At 71.8% G+C, this 15,902-nt stretch carries 16 protein-coding genes and 1 pseudogene; 6 read left to right on the top strand and 11 right to left on the bottom strand.

The genetic code is table 11. The annotated features are described in order from the left end of the window. The 3 genes from B9H04_RS09880 to B9H04_RS09870 all read right to left on the bottom strand — a co-directional run. The coding region (locus tag B9H04_RS09880) for an FAD-dependent oxidoreductase (protein WP_085682662.1) at nucleotides 1-765 on the bottom strand (765 nt) is incomplete at its 3' end. Continuing rightward, nucleotides 762-2,000, bottom strand: a complete 1,239-nt coding sequence (locus B9H04_RS09875; protein ID WP_049932386.1) for an ABC transporter substrate-binding protein — start codon at nucleotides 1,998-2,000, stop codon at nucleotides 762-764. The genes B9H04_RS09875 and B9H04_RS09880, both read right to left, overlap by 4 nt. A gap of 164 nt (nucleotides 2,001-2,164) precedes the next feature. Next, nucleotides 2,165-3,079: a serine/threonine-protein kinase RIO2 gene (locus B9H04_RS09870; RefSeq protein WP_049932388.1), complete on the bottom strand. Its 915-nt coding sequence runs from the start codon at nucleotides 3,077-3,079 to the stop codon at nucleotides 2,165-2,167. A 146-nt stretch (nucleotides 3,080-3,225) separates the two neighbouring features. Between B9H04_RS09870 and B9H04_RS09865 the strand changes: the two genes are divergently transcribed. From B9H04_RS09865 to B9H04_RS09850, 4 genes are all read left to right on the top strand, one after another. After that, nucleotides 3,226-4,074, top strand: a complete 849-nt coding sequence (locus B9H04_RS09865; protein WP_085682661.1) for a lipoate--protein ligase family protein — start codon at nucleotides 3,226-3,228, stop codon at nucleotides 4,072-4,074. A 188-nt stretch (nucleotides 4,075-4,262) separates the two neighbouring features. Beyond that, nucleotides 4,263-5,099: a deoxyribonuclease IV gene (locus B9H04_RS09860; RefSeq protein WP_049932392.1), complete on the top strand. Its 837-nt coding sequence runs from the start codon at nucleotides 4,263-4,265 to the stop codon at nucleotides 5,097-5,099. A gap of 84 nt (nucleotides 5,100-5,183) precedes the next feature. Continuing rightward, nucleotides 5,184-5,678 carry a hypothetical protein gene (locus B9H04_RS09855; RefSeq protein WP_049932393.1) on the top strand — a complete coding sequence of 165 codons (495 nt, stop codon included), beginning with the start codon at nucleotides 5,184-5,186 and terminating at the stop codon, nucleotides 5,676-5,678. Nucleotides 5,679-5,747: 69 nt separating this feature from the next. After that, nucleotides 5,748-6,554 (top strand): class I SAM-dependent methyltransferase, encoded by an 807-nt coding sequence (locus tag B9H04_RS09850; RefSeq protein WP_049932395.1) that lies wholly within the window; start codon nucleotides 5,748-5,750, stop codon nucleotides 6,552-6,554. A gap of 473 nt (nucleotides 6,555-7,027) precedes the next feature. On the opposite strand, the gene B9H04_RS09845 is transcribed toward B9H04_RS09850, so the two are convergent. Genes B9H04_RS09845 through B9H04_RS09835 form a run of 3 tightly spaced genes read right to left on the bottom strand, consistent with a single transcriptional unit; the run spans nucleotide 7,028 to nucleotide 10,060 of the window. Further along, complete coding sequence (locus B9H04_RS09845) at nucleotides 7,028-7,672, bottom strand: DUF7095 family protein (RefSeq protein ID WP_049932397.1); 645 nt, start codon at nucleotides 7,670-7,672, stop codon at nucleotides 7,028-7,030. A gap of 51 nt (nucleotides 7,673-7,723) precedes the next feature. Then, nucleotides 7,724-8,251 (bottom strand): Mut7-C RNAse domain-containing protein, encoded by a 528-nt coding sequence (locus B9H04_RS09840; RefSeq protein ID WP_049932398.1) that lies wholly within the window; start codon nucleotides 8,249-8,251, stop codon nucleotides 7,724-7,726. Beyond that, nucleotides 8,252-10,060, bottom strand: coding sequence for a helix-hairpin-helix domain-containing protein (locus B9H04_RS09835; protein WP_049932400.1), 1,809 nt, complete (start codon nucleotides 10,058-10,060; stop codon nucleotides 8,252-8,254). A gap of 115 nt (nucleotides 10,061-10,175) precedes the next feature. On the opposite strand from B9H04_RS09835, the gene B9H04_RS09830 reads away from it, so the two are divergent. Further along, a complete protein-coding gene (locus tag B9H04_RS09830) occupies nucleotides 10,176-10,598 on the top strand; it encodes a DUF2237 family protein (RefSeq protein WP_049932401.1) in 423 nt (140 codons plus the stop codon). A gap of 73 nt (nucleotides 10,599-10,671) precedes the next feature. Continuing rightward, nucleotides 10,672-11,691 carry a hypothetical protein gene (locus tag B9H04_RS09825; protein ID WP_085682660.1) on the top strand — a complete coding sequence of 340 codons (1,020 nt, stop codon included), beginning with the start codon at nucleotides 10,672-10,674 and terminating at the stop codon, nucleotides 11,689-11,691. A gap of 7 nt (nucleotides 11,692-11,698) precedes the next feature. Here the strand turns inward: B9H04_RS09825 and B9H04_RS09820 are convergent, their stop codons facing one another. From B9H04_RS09820 to B9H04_RS19615, 5 genes and pseudogenes are all read right to left on the bottom strand, one after another. Next, nucleotides 11,699-12,940, bottom strand: coding sequence for an MFS transporter (locus tag B9H04_RS09820; RefSeq protein WP_085682659.1), 1,242 nt, complete (start codon nucleotides 12,938-12,940; stop codon nucleotides 11,699-11,701). A 149-nt stretch (nucleotides 12,941-13,089) separates the two neighbouring features. Beyond that, nucleotides 13,090-13,362, bottom strand: a complete 273-nt coding sequence (locus tag B9H04_RS09815) for a hypothetical protein (protein ID WP_085682658.1) — start codon at nucleotides 13,360-13,362, stop codon at nucleotides 13,090-13,092. A gap of 92 nt (nucleotides 13,363-13,454) precedes the next feature. Continuing rightward, nucleotides 13,455-14,846 carry a signal recognition particle protein Srp54 gene (locus B9H04_RS09810; protein WP_049932406.1) on the bottom strand — a complete coding sequence of 464 codons (1,392 nt, stop codon included), beginning with the start codon at nucleotides 14,844-14,846 and terminating at the stop codon, nucleotides 13,455-13,457. A 371-nt stretch (nucleotides 14,847-15,217) separates the two neighbouring features. Then, nucleotides 15,218-15,694 carry a PIN domain-containing protein gene (locus B9H04_RS09800; RefSeq protein ID WP_049932408.1) on the bottom strand — a complete coding sequence of 159 codons (477 nt, stop codon included), beginning with the start codon at nucleotides 15,692-15,694 and terminating at the stop codon, nucleotides 15,218-15,220. After that, nucleotides 15,691-15,891 (bottom strand): annotated as a pseudogene (locus B9H04_RS19615) (AbrB/MazE/SpoVT family DNA-binding domain-containing protein); the annotation flags it as partial. The pseudogene B9H04_RS19615 and the gene B9H04_RS09800, both read right to left, overlap by 4 nt. Nucleotides 15,892-15,902: the final 11 nt, after the last annotated feature.

Below are 15,902 nucleotides of genomic sequence, written 5' to 3'. Positions count from 1 at the left end.
GGAGTCGGGGTCGGCCGGGCGGCAGGCGTGGGTCGCCGCGAGCCGCGCGCCCCGGCGCGCCGGGTCGGTCCCCGCGGCCTCGCGCGGGGCGGCGCGGCGGGCGCAGTCGACGGCCGCGGCGGCGGCCGGCCACCAGCCGTCGGCGATCCGGGCGTCGGCGACCACCCGCTTGCCGACCCGCGCGCCCCGGCCCGCGGCCGTGACCGCCTGCCGGTCCGCGTCCGACGGAGACGCGACGTACAGCCCCTCGACCGGCGTCTTCCCGTCTCGGTCCGCGTACTCCCGGTCGAAGTCCTCGCGCGTCTCACCGTCGCGATCGCGTGCCTCGAACATCGCGCCGTCCTCGTTGAGCCCGCGGAGGTACTCGCCGTCGTAGCGCGTCGCCGCGACCACCCGGCGGGCGGTGACCGGGTCGCCCTCCTGCGGGGTCACGACGAACCGAGGCGCGTCGCCCTCGGGGGGCTCTCCGGGCCCGCCGTCGGTCGCCCGCTCGACGGTCTCGACGAGGTCGTCGACGACCGCACAGCCCGCCCGCTCGGCCTGCTCGCGCATGAGGTCGGAGAGGGTTCCGACGTCGACGCCGGCCGGGAAGCCGGGGTAGTTCTCGAGGTGCGCGCACCGCGCGAGCGACGACCGGCCGCGGTCGAAGACGGTCACGTCGAGGCCGTCGCGCGCGGCGAACACCGCGGCGGCGCAGCCGGCCGGCCCGCAGCCGACCACGACGACGTCGCGGTCGGCGGCCTCGGGCTCGGCGGGACCGCTCATTCGCCCCCTCCGGCGACGATCGAGGCGACCTCGCCGCGGTCGAACAGCTGTTCGTCGGCGGGGATCTCCGGGTAGTCGTCGCCGTGTTCGTACGTCGGCCACTCACCGAACCGCTCCGGGAACAGCTGTTTCGCGGTCATCTCCAGCTGGAACAGGTTCATGATCGGGCCCTGAACCGGATCGCCGGAGGGGTAGAAGCGGTCGTTCGCTATCGCGGAGAGGTCGCCGGCGACCGGGTGGTCCGACAGCTCCTCGCGGACAGCGCCCACGTCGTAGTAAGAGGCGATCCCGTACTGGTGGAGGACGACGTCGGGGTCGACCTCCAGCAGTCGCTCGTGGTCGTATGCCGTCTCGTAGGTGACGTCGTCGCCGGCGAACGCGTCGGGCACGTCGAACGGACGCACGTGCGCGTTTGCGAACCCCGGCTCGTCGGTCCGCGAGGGGTAGTATGTCCCGTCCATGTAGATGAGCGTCGCGACGGTCGGCCGCTCCTCGGCCGGGGGGAGGTCGCTCCGGATCGTCTCGATCAGGTCCTCGCGGACCGCGTCGAGCGCGGCGAAGCGTTCCGACTCTCGGAACGCGGCGGCGACCCGCTCGCCGATCTCGGGGAGGGTGTAGTACTCGTACCGGTCGCGGTACGCCTCGGGCGGCGCGGCGTGCCGGCGGCTGTAGCTGTTTCCGAACCACGGCCCGACGCGCTCCCGGACCTCGGCCACGTCCTCCTCGTCCCAGCCGTCGAAGGAGGCGAACAGCGCCGGGTCGGCCAGGTGGAGGTCGGAGTCGAGCTCGTAGAGGAGCTCGCGGTCGACCGAGATGCCCCCGCCCGAACCGGAGTTGAGCTGCGTGATCCCCTCGCGATCGAAGGAGACGCCGTCGAGGTTCGCGTAGTAGGCGTCGAGCGTGTTCCCGCCCGCGTCGGCGTCGAACCCGAGAGAGTTCACCGCCCCGCCGTGGCCGAGCGCCACGGCGAGGTCGGCGTACAGCAGGCTGTACACCGACACGCTCTCGGGGACCGCGTCGAACTCGACCTCGCCCACCGGGGCCATCGCGGCCGTGTACGTGTCCGGCGAGTCGCCGCCGGAGCCTCCGTCCGCGGAACCGGCCTCATTCTCGGACCCGCTCGGCGTCGTCTCCCTCCCGCTACACCCGGCGAGGAGCCCCGCGCCGGCGACGGCGCCGCAGTACCTGATCGCGTCGCGTCGCGTGCCGGTGAGTCGGTCCGCGTCTGGTTGCATACGATTTAGGCCACCCTAAAGGATTAAAGCGGTTTCGAATCTTAGGTATGCCTAAAACCTCGCCAGACGGTCGGCGAGACCCTGCGGACCGGTGCGGACGTGACGAACGGCAGCCGAGCGGGACGAACCGCGGCCAAGCCGGATTTCGTATCGCGCTATCCGCTTTATTCGGCGCCGAACGACCGCACGCTCTCGAACGAGCCGTCGGCGATAGCGGCGGCGATGCCCTCGATGTCGGCCTCTCGCGGCACCTCGTGCGGGTACTTCCGACCGAAGTACCGGACGAGGTTCTCCACGTCGCGTTCGAGGAACTCCCGCGCGTTCTCGTGGTCGACGGGCACCGCCTGCGGCCAGTCGAAGATGGTGATCCCGCTCTCGGCGACCGCGACGTTGTGCTCGGAGGCGTCGGCGTGGATCCAGCCGAGTTCGTGGGCGGTCGCGAGTTCGCGGCAGATCAGATCGAGGACGCCGACCGCCTGCTCGGGGTCGAGCTTCGCGCGCGAAAGTTCGACGCCCGCGAACTTCTCCATCACGATGGCGTGTCGGTTGTGGTCGACCGGCCGGGGGACGGAGACGTCCGGATACAGCGACTCCATCGCCTCGTACTCCCGCTCGGCCGCCTTGCGCGCGGTGTACAGCCACGAGACGTGGTCCCGGTCGGCGGTGTACTCGCGCTCGCGGTTCACCTCGCGGAAGTTGGTGTACCCCTCGCGGTGGTACTTCAGGGCGAGCGGCCGGAACGACTGCGCCTCGTACACGTCGCCCTCCTTGCCGAGCCCGAGCGGCGACCCCACGCCGTCTATTGTCTCCCGCTCCGCGAACGTCCGGAGCGCCAGGGCGTCATACCCCTCGAAGGTGAGCTGGTACCCCTCGTACTGGATCGTCTTCCGCTCGATCAGCTCGCGGTCGAGGCAGCGGTCGATGCGGTAGTCGACCTCCTCGCGCGTCAGGTCGGCGTAGTCCGGGAGCTTGTCGCGACGGACCCACTCCGAGAAGCGCATCCCCTGCTCGACGCCCGAGAGGAGGTAGAAGTCCTCGGGGTCGAGGTCGGCCATGTCGCCGGCGACGTTTCGCACCATACGCGCCCCTACTCCGGCGATTCGTAAAAGGGGCGCGCGTTCGACGACATCCACTAGTATAGCGTATATTGCGATATCGAATTTCGTTCGGGCCGACCGCTGGGCCGAGCGCAACCGCTTTCGGAGCGGCGGCCGACGGTGTCGACATGACCGCGCCCGCCGTCGACTGGCGGCTGATCCGCGAGGAGACCCGCCCCGGCCCAATGCAGATGGCGTTAGACGAGGTTGCCGCCGAGACCGCCGCGGCCGGCGGCCCCGCCACGCTCCGCACCTACCGCTGGGAGCCGAGCTGTCTCACCCTCGGCCGCCACCAAGACCCGGAGACGGTCGACTGGAGATTCTGCGAGCGCGAGGGGATCGACGCAACGCGCCGGCAGACCGGCGGCGGCGGCATCTACCACGACGAAACGGGTGATGTCGCCTACTCTATCGCGGTCCCCGCGGAGCCGGTGCCGGGCGAACTGCTCGACTGCTACCACCTTCTTTGCGAGCCGGTCCTCGACGCCTTCGACCGGCTCGGCGTCGACGCGGACTACGTCGACGAGTGGATGCCGGAACTGTATCACCCCGCCTGCTACCTCCGCGAGCTCCACCCGGCACACGACGTGGTGGCCCCGGGACCGGAGGGCGACGAGCTCCGCAAGATCGCCGGCAACGCGCAGTACCGCAAGCGGGAGGCGGTGATCCAGCACGGGTCGTTGACCTTCTCGGTCGACGCGCCGCGGCACCTCGGCGTCTTCGCCGATCCGTCGGTGACTCCCGAGGCGTTCCGAGACCGGGTCGTCGGGATGGACGAACTGGTCGATGTCGACCGCGCGGCCGCGGTGGCGACCGTCGAGGCGGCGCTGGCCGACTGGGCGGACGCGACTCCGGGAGCGACGGTCGACGCGGACGGGTCGTGGACCGACGACGAACTGGAGCGGGCCGAGGAAATCGCCGCGGAGAAGTACCGGAACGAGGAATGGGCCCGGACGCGACCCGGGGGCGGCGCGTAAGATGCGGAAAGCGGGGAGCGGCGGTAAGACGTGGAAAGCGGGAAGCGGCGGCAAGACGTGGAAAGCGGGGAGCGGCGATAAGACGTGGAAAGCGGGGAGCGGCGGCGGGTGACGGCGGGGACGACCGCGAACGACCGCGGACCGCCCGGTTCCGAAGGGGCTTTTTCGACCGCCCCCGTGTGATCGGTATGAGTCTCAAGGTCGGCGCGCACGTCTCCATCGCCGGCGGCGTGGACAACGCCGTGGCGAACCAGGTCGAGGTCGGCGGCAACTGTGGACAGATCTTCACCCACTCGCCGCAGGTGTGGCAGGACCCGGACATCGGCGACGAGGAGGCCGAACGGTTCCGCGAGGGGACCGAACGCGACTTGGAGGGGCCGTGGGTGATCCACACCTCCTACCTCGTGAACCTCTGTACGCCGAAGGAGGGGCTCCGTGAGAAGTCGCTCGACTCGATGCAAAAAGAGGTCGACGCGGCCGACAAGCTGGGCATCCCGTACGTGAACGTCCACCTCGGCGCGCACACGGGGGCCGGCGTCGAGGGCGGCCTCGATAACGCCGCGTCGGTGATAGACGACCTCGACGTGCCCGACGGCGTGACGATCCTGATCGAGAGCGACGCGGGCGCGGGAACGAAACTCGGCGGCGAGTTCGAGCACCTCGCGGGGGTCATCGACCGCACCGAGACCGACATCGATGTCTGCGTCGACACCGCACACGCGTTCGCGGCGGGCTACGACCTCTCGACGCCCGAGGCGGTCGACCAGACGATCGGCGAGTTCGACGACGTGGTCGGGTTAGAACACTTGGAGTACGTCCACCTCAACGACTCGAAACACGAGTGCGGCACCAACAAGGACGAACACGCCCACATCGGCGAGGGGCACATCGGCGAGGCGGGGATGGAGCGGTTCCTCAACCACCCCGACCTGGCGGACGTGCCGCTCGCGCTGGAGACGCCGACCGAGGACGGGAAGAGCTTCGCGTGGAACATCGACCGAGTGCGCGAACTCCGGCGCGACTGAGGCACCGCGACCGAGACGCCGCCGTCTCCGCGGACGCCGTCCGTCCGACGCAGTTTTAAGTTATCTCGCGGGCGATCCGCGGGCATGTCCACCACGAGAGCGCTGCTGGTTGGCCGTCGCCGCGGCCGCGCGGTCGGACTGGTGGTCGGATTCGCCGGGGTCGTGGCCCTCGTGCTCGTCGCCGCCTTCGTCGCCGAGTCGGTCGGCGCGACGACGGCGGCCGCGCTGACCGACCGGCTCCTCCCGCCGTTAGTGTTCTACGCGCCCGGGCCGCTGGCCGCCGCCGGGGCGTACGCGCGCTGCGGGGGGCCGGCCTGTCTGACCGTCGGCGTCGTGCCGGCGGTCGTCCTCGGGGGGTTCGTCCTCGTCGGGACGGTGGTCGGCGTCCCCGGCGTCAACGGCGGGAACCCGGCGCTCGGCGACGTGACGGTGAGCTTCGCCGCGATCGGGCTGAGCAGCGCGTTTGTCGGCTACTGCGCCGGGGTGACCGCCGTCCTCGCCGCCGACATGCTGGGATTCGGCGGCCACGGCAGCGGAGGGGAGACGGACGGCGGCGAGGGGGACGCCGACGAGCCGTGACGGCCCGACCGGGAATCGAGCGGCGGTCGATCTCCGGACGTTTATTTTCGCCCGCGCCGAAACGGGGGCGTGCGACGCTTCTCCGCCGAGTACCTCGAACACACCCGCCGCGGGATGTGGGAGGACGGCCGCGACGCGCTCGCCGACTTGGAGCTATCGAGCCGCGAGCGCGCCCTCGATGTCGGCTGCGGTACCGGAGAGCTGACCCGCGTGCTGGCCGCGGAGACGGACGCGGACGTACTCGGCGTCGACGCGGACCGAGAGCTCCTCTCGGTCGCCCGCGAGGAGAGCGACAGCCGGATCGGCTACCTCGCGGGCGACGCCACGCGGCTCCCGGTCGATGACGACGCGGTCGACCTGGCCGCCTGTCAGGCCCTGCTGATCAACCTCCCGGACCCGACCGCCGCGGTCCGAGAGCTCGCCCGCGTCTCCGGGGACCTCGTCGCCGCGGTCGAGCCGGACAACGCCGACGTGCGGGTGGCCTCGACGGTCGACGCCGAGGAGCGACTGGAGCGCGAGGCCCGCGAGGCGTACGTCGACGGGGTGGACACCGACGTGGCGCTCGGCGACCGGGTCCGCGAGGCGTTCGACGCGGCGGGACTCGTCGACGTGCGCACTCGGCGCTACGTCCACGAGAAGCGGACCGAGCCGCCGTACGCCGAGGCCGCGCTGCGGTCGGCGGCGCGGAAGGCCTCCGGCGCGGGGCTGGCCGACCACCGCGACGAGTTGGTGGCCGCGACCTCCGAGCGCGCGTACGACGACCTCCGCGGGCGCTGGCGCGAGATGGGCCGCGAGGTCGTCGACGCCATCGGCGCCGCGGAGTACGAACGCGTCGAGTACGTCCCGTTCGACGTGACGGTCGGACGAGCGAGCTGAGAGAAAGAGGAAACCAGAACCGACGCCGACGGGCGGTTGTTTATAAGCCAGAGAGGCTGATTCCGAATTTGATAGATAAATGAACGGTAGCAGATCGGCGGCCGACACCGCCAAAGCCCCAGCCGTCCGGGTATAAATGACTGGTTGTAGATCGGCGGCGAACTCCTCCAAAGCCCCAGCCGCGAGGGCTCGCGCGGCTCGTTGCGCTCCTCGCTCGCGCGGCTCGTTGCGCTCCTCGCTCGCGTTGCTCGCTGCGGTGCGTACTGCGCCGTACTTCGCCCTCGCGACTGCCACTTTGAGTCCCGCCCCGCACCGCGCCTCACGCCGCCCCAGCCTCGTCGGCCGGCCTCCGCTTCGCTCCGGCCGGCCGACTCCCTCGCGCGTGCTGTCTCGCGGCCGCCGAGGGCGGCCGCTCGGAGGCGCGCGCCACCGCACCGGGTTCGATTTATAAATAGCGTCGCGGTGCGTCCGCCTTACACCATGTCGCCGCGAACCGAGGCGCCCTCCTGCTCTGTGCGCTGTCGTTTCAACACGTCCGCGGCCTCGGTCGCGGCCTCCTCGTCGGCGCCGAGCATCCCGAGCGCGGCGGGTAGCGTCGGCATCGCGAGCGAGGCCTCGCGGAGGCGGTCGAAGGCCTCGTCGTCGCGCTCGCCGTCGACCCACAGGCAGACCCCGCGGGGGTCGAGCACCTCCTCGTAGGCGTCCCGGGCGAGCGCGCCCTTCAGGCGCTGCCGGACGTTGTCCTCGAAGCCCGCGTTACACACCTCCAAGTGGATCGGCTCGTCGTCGTCAAGGAGTTCGGCCGCGAGGCACTTCTCGGGTGCGGCGTACCCGTTGTCGCTCGTCCGCACGCGGTCCGGGTGCGCCTCGGCCCACTCGGCGTCGACGGTGGTGCCGACGCCCTTCACGCCGTACTCGGCCTCGAACGCCGCGGCCGCGTCGCCGTCGCCGCCCATGATCACGTCCTTGGTGAGATAGACGTCGAGCCGGTCGACCGGGTCGAGTCCGAGCGCCACGTCGCCGAACGCCCACACCTCGCGGACGGGCACCGGCATCGGTTCGCCCGCGACGCGGTCGACGAGCGACTCCAGACGGTCGACGGCCCCTTCGCGTTCCATTGGCGACGACTACGCGTCGGGCGGGCAAACCGGTTACGCTCGGCGGGGCGGTCAGATCTCGTCGAGCCGCGCCGCCACGTCGTCCCAGTGCCCCCCTTTCCAGAACCACTGGCCGCACTCGGTACAGCGCCACCCCGGGCGCTCCGACCCTACGTCGTCCGGGACGTACTCCGGACGGTCGGCTGACGGGTCGCCGACTTCGAGCGAGTCGACGCGCTCGACGGGCCCGTTACACGAGCCGCACCGCGTCGGCTCGTCGGCGAGTTCGACGCGGAGACCGGCGGCGGCGAGTTCCCGGAGCTGGTCGAGCACGTCGCGCTCGGCGAGGAGGACGGCGTCGACGGCGGGGTCGCCGCGGGGGGCGCGGTCCGCGAGGTCGCGGTCCCGAGTGAGGAGGACGCGGTCCTCGGCGGCCGCGACCTCGCGGAGCCGGTCGTCGGCCTCGATCCCCCGGTCGAGCGCGTAGGCGGCGTCGTACCCGCAGAGCCGGAGGTAGGTGGCGAGCTTCCCGCACATCACGTCGAGCAGGACCGGCGGGCGGTCGGCGGCCGAGGGGGCGCTCCCGTCCCGGTCCGTCATCTACAGCAGGAACGACCGGAGCCCGTCGAGCGAGCGCGCGTTGAGCACGTCGGCGGCCCGCGCCCACCCCCGCCGCGCGGTGTGGACGCCGTACCGCGCGTTGTCGAGTTCGCGCGGGGCGTGCGCGTCGGTGTTGACGGCGATCGTCGCGCCCGCCTCGACCGCGGCCCGGACGAACTCGCCGTCGGCGTCGAGCCGGGCGGGGTTCGCGTTCACCTCGATGGCGGTGCCCGACGCGGACGCCGCCTCGGCGACCGCTTCCACGTCCGGGTCGAGCCCCGGTCGCTCGTTGATCAACCGGCCGGTCGGGTGGCCGAGCACGTCGACGTGAGGGTGCTCGACCGCCCGGACCAGTCGCTCGGTGGCCGCCTCGGCGTCCTGCCCGAGCGCGGCGTGCGGCGACGCGACGACCAAGTCGAGGGCGGCGAGCGTCTCGTCGTCGGTCGAGAGGTCGCCGCCGGCGTCGATGTTCGCCTCGATCCCGTGGAGGAGCGGGATATCGACTTCGTCGGCCGCCTCGGCGACCGCCGCGGCCTGCGCCTCGATGTCGGACTCGTCGAGCCCGACGCCGCCCACCATTCCCGGTCCGGTCGCGTGGTCGGTGACGACGTGGTAGTCGTAGCCGCGTTCTTCGGCCGCCGCGGCCATCTCGGCGATCGAGAAACCGCCGTCGGACCAGTCGGTGTGGGTGTGGAGGTCGCCGCGGAGCTCGTCCGGCCCGACGAGCGGCGGCAGGCGACCCTCGGCGGCGGCCTCGACCTCGCCGCGGTCCTCCCGGAGCTCCGGCGAGACCGGGTCCATGTCGAGCGCGCGGTAGACCTCGTCCTCGCTCTCCCCCGCGATGCGCTCGCCGGCACGCGTCGCGTCGGCCTCCGCGCCGTCCGCGGCGGCTCCGTCGGCCGCCTCGCCTTCCGCGTCGTCGTCGGCCGCCTCGCCCTCCGCGTCGCTCACGTCGAAGAGCCCGTACTCGTTCAGCTTGCGCCCGCGGTCGATCGCGCGGTTGCGGACGGCGACGTTATGTGCCCGCGACCCGGTGAAGTACTGGAGCGCGGCGCCGAACTCGTCGGGGTCGACGATCCGGAGGTCGACGCGGGTGCCGTCCGCGCGCACGCTCGCCTTCCCGGTGCCCGCCTCGATCGTCGCGTCCGCGGCCTCCCAGTGGGTGAACGCCTCGACGATTGGATCGCGCTCCTCGCTGGCGACGAGCAGGTCGATGTCCCCGATCGTCGGCTTCCACCGCCGGATCGAGCCGCACACCTCGACCGACTCGACGGCGTCGCGGTCGGCGAGGTACGCGAGCGCGTCGTCCGCGACCGGCCGGGCGTCGCCGAGGCGGGTCCGCTCGCGGGCCTCGCGCGCGAACGGGATGTTGTCGAGGATGTTCTCCTCCGTCTTGGCCCCGAAGCCGGAGACCTCCCGGATCTCCTCCGCCTCGGCGGCGGTCTCCAGCTCGTCGAGGTCGCTGATCCCGAGCGCGTCGTACAGCGAGCCGACCGTATTCGGCCCGACGCCCTCCACCGCGGTCAGCCCGGCCATGTCGACGGGCAGCTCCTCGCGGAGCTCGGTTAATTCTCCGATCTCGCCGGTCTCGACGTACTCGACGATCTTCGCGGCGATGGCGTCGCCGACGCGGTCGATCTCGGCGACCGCGTCCTCGCCGCCGGCCGCGAGCCCCTCGATCGGCGCCGGGTGGTCGCGGACGTTCTCGGCCGCCCGTCGGTAGGCGGTCGGTTTGTACTCGACGCCCGTCGCCTCGAGGAGGTCGGCGAACTCCTCCAACCGCGTCGCGACCTCGTCGTTCCGGCTCATCACGCGACCGTTCGGCGGGACGGCACTTATACCGCCGGGCGAACGCCCGCGATCGGCGCCGTCCGCGGGCCACGTCGACCGGTCGCTTATTCCGACCGAGACCGAACCCGGTAGTATGTCGAGCGACCACGGCGGCGCCGACGGCACGGCGGACCGAAACGTCCTCGGGGGCGAACTGGCCCCCTGCGGCCGCGACCCGACGACCGGCTACCTGCGGGACGGACACTGTCGCGACGTGGACGGCGACGCCGGCGAGCACACACTCTGTGCGGTCGTCACGGCCGAGTTCCTTCGGTACAGCCGCGACCGCGGCAACGACCTGATCACCCCCCGCCCCGAGTTCGAGTTCCCCGGGCTGGAGCCGGGCGACCGCTGGTGCCTCTGCGTCGGCCGGTGGCTGGAGGCCGCCGAGGCGGGCGTCGCCCCGCCGGTCGTCCTCGAAGCGACGGACGAGTCCGTGCTGCGCGCGGTCGATCCCGACCGACTCCGCGAGCACGAGTTCGACCCGGCGGCGTTCGATCCCGGAACGCTCGACTGAGGTGGGTGCGCGCCGGGGCGGCGTTCGGAGGCGACCCCGGAGGCTTTTTCGCCCCGGCCCGGGACTCCGAGACATGGCCGAGACGGGCGACGCGCCGGACGACAGCGTCCGCGAGCGCGCCGATAGGAGCCGCGTCGCGCTGTGGCTCCTGCTCGACGCCGACCGACGGCTCGTCACGGCAGTCATCCTCTCGCTCGTCTTCCTCGGACTGGTGGCGGCCGGGGCCGTCCTGCCCGGCGCCGCCGAGACCCTCCGCCGCGGCGACTCCGTCGACACGCTGTTCCAAGGGCTCCTCACGGCCACGATCACCGGCGTCACGCTCGTGCTCACGCTGCACCAGCTCGTGCTCTCACAGGAGCTCGGCGCCGTCGGCGACCAGCGCGAGCGCATGGACGGCGCGATGGCGTTCCGGGACGACGCGGCGGCCGTCCTCGGCGAGCCGGTCAGCCCCGCCGAGCCGGCGGCGTTCCTCGGCGCGCTCGTCCGGACGGCGAGCGACCGCGCGACCGCCCTCCGCGAGGCCGTCTCCGGGACGACCGACGCGGAGTTGGCCCGGGCGACCGACGACCTGACCGACGCCATCGCGGAGAACGCGGCCCGGACGACGGACGGGCTCGACGGGGCTCAGTTCGGCGCGTTCGAGGTGATATCGGCGGTCCTCGACTTCAACTACTCGTGGAAGCTGTTCGCGGCCCGGCGGCTCCGCGAGCGCCACGGCGAGGCGCTGAACGAGACCGCGGCGGCGGCGCTCGACGACCTGATCGAGACGCTGCGGCTGTTCGGCCCCGCCCGCGAACACTTCAAGACGCTGTACTTCCAGTGGGAGCTGATCGACCTCTCGCGGCGGATGCTCGTGTCCGCCGTCCCGGCGCTGCTGACGGCGGCGGCGATGGTCGCCTTCTTCAACGCCGAGCGCTACGCCGGGTCTATCCTCGGCGTCGAGGCCGTCGCGTTCTGGGTGGCGCTCGCAGCCGCCGTCTCGCTCGTCCCGTTCGCGCTGCTTTTAGCCTACATCCTCCGGATCGCGACGGTGACGAAGCGCACCCTCTCAGTCGGCCCGTTCATCCTGCGCGAGACCGACGGCGAGGCGTGAGCGGCCGTCACTCCCTCGACTCGGTCAGCCAGAGCCCGGCTGCGACGGCCGCCGCGACCCCCATCGACACGGCCAGCAGCGCGAACGCCGGGCGGAACCCGGCGGCGTCGGCCACGACGCCGACCGCGCTCGGCGCGAGCGCGCCGGCCCCCATGAGCAGCGTCCGGACCACGCCGAGGCCGCCGCCGGCGAGCCGCTCGGGGAGCAGCTCCATCAGGTAGGCGCCCCGGACCGGGCGGAAGCCGTGCGACCCGAGGCCGAAGGCGGCGACGACCGCGCCGGCCGCGAGCGCGCCGCCGCCGAGCGCGGGGAGCGAGACGAGGGCGACGAGCGTCGCGGCCGCCAGCCCGAGCGTGGCGACCATCACGGGGAAGCGGCCGACGCGGTCAGAGAGATCACCGGTGACGAGCTGGACGAGTGTCATCGCGAACACGAGCGAGTACAGCAGGCTCGCCGTCGGGCTCGCGAGCTCGACCGCCTCGGAGAGGTACAGCGGCAGGAACGCGACGAGGCCGTTGTAGGCGAACGAGAAGCCGACCGTCACGAGGACGAACGCCGCGAACCGGGCGTCCCCGAACAGCCGGAGGTAGTCGCGCGCCCCCGGATCGCCGCCGTCGTCGCCCTCGTCCGCCGCCCCCGTCGCCGCCGGGGATCCGGCGAGCCGGACCGTGGCGACGGCCGCGAGCGCGACGGCGAGCGTCCCGGTGAGCAGGAAGGGGGCGCGCCAGTCGGCGCCGGGCAGGCGCGCGAGGACGGCCGCGAGCGCGGGCGGCGCCGAGAGGACGGCGACGACGACCGCGGGCGCGGCGACCCCGCCCATCGCGCCGAGCGTGTCGTGCGCGCCGAGCATCCGCCCGGTGCGAGCGGGGTACACGCGGGCGATCAGCCGCACCGAGACGGTCTTGTGGACGCCCGTCCCCGCGCCGATGACGAGCATCGCGGCCACCAGCGCGGCGAAGGGGGCGTCGACCACCAACGCGAGCGACCCCGCGCCCGCGACGAGCGCGCCGGCGCCGATCACCCGTACCGGACCCACCCGGTCCGCGACCGCACCGCTCGGGAACTGTAACAGCGCGTACACGATCATGAAGCCGGTGAACGCGGTCCCGACGGTCGCGTTGCTCACACCGTAGGTGCCCCGGATCGACTCGAACAGCGGCGGGAAGAGGTACCGGACGAACTTCCCGAGGAACCAGACGAGCGAGACGAGGAGGAGGGCGTCGTACTCGCCGATTCGACGGGAGCGCATCGGGCGTTCTTGCCCGGTCGACGGCATAAAAGGTCTGAAGCGTCGGGCGGCCCGCGGTCGCGCGGCGTGTGGGCTCCCGTCGCCGCGTTGCGTTCTCTGTACTCGTGCCGCGTTACCTGCCGCCGCGATGGCGAACGCCGGCGCGGGCGCTATCCGCCACCGCCGCCGTACGACCCCTTCTGCGCCTCTAGCTCGCCCTCGCGACGGCCGTCGGCCTCGTCGGCCCCCGACGGCGGTTCGGCGTCTCCCGTCGACCGGCGGACCGCGAGCACCCACCCGAGGCCGTACGCCGCCGTCCCGCAGGCGACGCCGCCAGCCGTCCCGAGGGCGGACGCCCCGGCGAGCCCCGAGAGGACGGCCACCGCCGGACCGCCGAGGAGGGCGTATCCGAGGTTGTCGGTCACCACGTCGCGCACGGTCACGCCGGCCTCAACTCGCCCCCGTCAGAAGTGTTGTGTCGTCGCCCCGACCGGATGGAGCGGACAGCCGCACGGGAACCGCCTCGCGGCGCCGCTCAGAACGGGCCCTTGCCGCCGCCCATCATGTCGCCGAGGCCGCCGCCCTCGCCGCCCATCTTCTTCATCATGCGCTGCATATCGCCCTCGCCCATCCCTTGGAACTGGCTGATCGTCTGCTCCATCATCGAGTGCTGTTCGAGCAGCTGCCGGACCGTCTCCTCGTCGGTGCCCGAGCCGCGGGCGATGCGCTCCGTGCGCGACTGGCCGACGACGCGCGGGTTCTCGAGCTCCTCCTCCGTCATCGAGTCCATGATGCGCTCGAAGCGGCGCATCCGGTCTTGGGTGACGTCCATCGCGTCGTCCGGGAGCTCGTCCATCATCCCGCCGCCGAGCCCCGGGATCATGTCCATCACCTGGTCGAGCGGCCCCATCTTGTTCATCGCGTCCATCTGCCGTTTCATGTCCTTCAGGGTGAACTCGCCCTGAAGCATGTCCTCGGGGTCCCAGTCCTCGTCCTCCTCCTGGGTCTCCTGCATCGCGCGCTCGACGCGCTCGGAGAGCTGCTTCAGGTCGCCCATGCCGAGCAGCCGGGAGATGAACCCCGACGGCTCGAACCGCTCGATGTCCTGGACCGTCTCGCCGGTCCCGAGGAAGGCGATCGAGGAGTCGGTCTCGTTGACCGCGGTCAGCGCGCCCCCGCCCTTCGCGGTCCCGTCGAGCTTGGTGATCACGACGCCCTCGATGCCGATCGACTCCTCGAACTGTCGGGCCTGCTCCTTCGCGCCCTGACCGATCGCGGCGTCCAAGACGAGCAGCGAGCGGTCGGGGTCGACGACGCCTTCGATCTCCTCGATCTCCGCGATGAGGTCGTCTTCGAGCGCGTGCCGCCCCGCCGTGTCGACGATGTGAACGTCCGCGTCGGCCGTCTCTTCGAGGCCGGTGCGGGCGATGTCGACCGGGTCGTCGTTGTCGGGGTTCCCGTAGAAGTCGACCTCCGCGCGCTCGCACATCTGCTTCGCCTGGTCGTACGCGCCCGGCCGGAAGGTGTCGGTCTGGACGACCGCGGGCCGGAGCCCCTTCTTCGAGAACCACCACGCCATCTTCGCCGCGGAGGTCGTCTTCCCCGACCCCTGGAGGCCGGCGAGGAGGATCGTCTGGTTTTCTAAGGGGAGCTCGGTCGAGTCGCCGACCAACTCGACCATCTCCTCGTAGACGATCTTGAGGACGTGGTCCTTCGCCGTGGTGCCGCCCGGCGGCTCCTCTTCGAGCGCGCGGGACTTGATCGAGTCCGACAGCTCCATCACGAGGGAGACGTCGACGTCGGCGGACAGCAGGGAGCGCTGGATCTCCTTGACGATCTCCTCGACGTCGCTCTCGGAGAGTCGGGACTTCCCCTGGAGCTTGTCGAGGCTGCTCCGCAGGGACGTGCCGAGGTCGTCGAGTACCATTTGCCGGAGCTAGGCGGGCGACGCGGTAAAGCTTTGTTCGTCGGCGGGCGCTGCGAGGAGGCCGCGTCGAGGGCGGCGACTGGGACCTCGATGGGAGAGAGCGGCTTCGAGAGACGGCGGTGTACCGGTCGTCGCGATCGGACGGGACGGGGAGATACAACTGTGCGAGGGGTTCCACCGGGCGGCGGTCGCGTCCGTGTTCGAACTCGACGAGATTACGGTGAACGGCCTGTGTCGCCACGAGGAGTGGCAACGGATCCGGGACCGGATCGCCTCCGATCCGTCCGCGGCCCGGAGTCAAGAACCACCGATCGAACCCCGCGAACACCCGGACTTGCGGGACCTCTTTCCGGACGAAACCCGGTAACCGATCACGCGGGAGACACGGTCAGCGACGGGAAGTACGTCGAGTAGACCTCCTCGTCGAAGCTGACCAGTCCGTCGCAGTCGACTGCGGCGTGCGCGCCGATGAGGAAATCGGCGGCGACGTGCTGGCGCGGTGAGAGCGACTCGCCGCACGCCTCGCAGTCGACGGACCGCTTCTCACCGCACGCGGGACACTGGATTCCGTCCGGACGGCGGTCCACGTATTCCCGGAACCGCTCGCCCGCGGCGAAGCGCGCCTCGCGCGAGGGTTCGGTCACGTCGACGCTGAAGTCCGCGAGAAAGCGATCGAGGTCGGCGGCCGATGCGAAGCGGCCGTCGGCCGCGAGTTCGGCGTAGACGACGGGCGCGGCAACGACCGCTCCGTCTCGATACGCGCGCCTGAGCGCCGCCCCGCTTGCGTCAGCGCGTTCGTCGTCGTACAGCAGCCCGAGGAACGCGTTCGTGTCGACCGCCGTCGTCACGGGTCGGCACCCGTCGTCCCGCCGTCGGAACCCTCGTCGGTTTCTGGTGGGCCATCGACCTCTCGCGGGTACTCGCCGCGGAGTCGACGCATCCGCTCCGGCATCGTCTCGTTGCTGTCGGCGCTGCCGCGATGCTTCTCGAAGGGGTCGTCGCCGTCTTCTGTGGTCGTCGCCCGCTTCTGGAGCCGATACTCGGATCCGAGGCGCC

Origin of the sequence: Halorubrum ezzemoulense DSM 17463, from assembly GCF_002114285.1 — an archaeon.
Classification (GTDB): domain Archaea; phylum Halobacteriota; class Halobacteria; order Halobacteriales; family Haloferacaceae; genus Halorubrum; species Halorubrum ezzemoulense.
The sequence above is the reverse complement of the archived record's forward strand: the minus strand, read 5'-3'. Positions and strand labels throughout refer to the sequence as shown.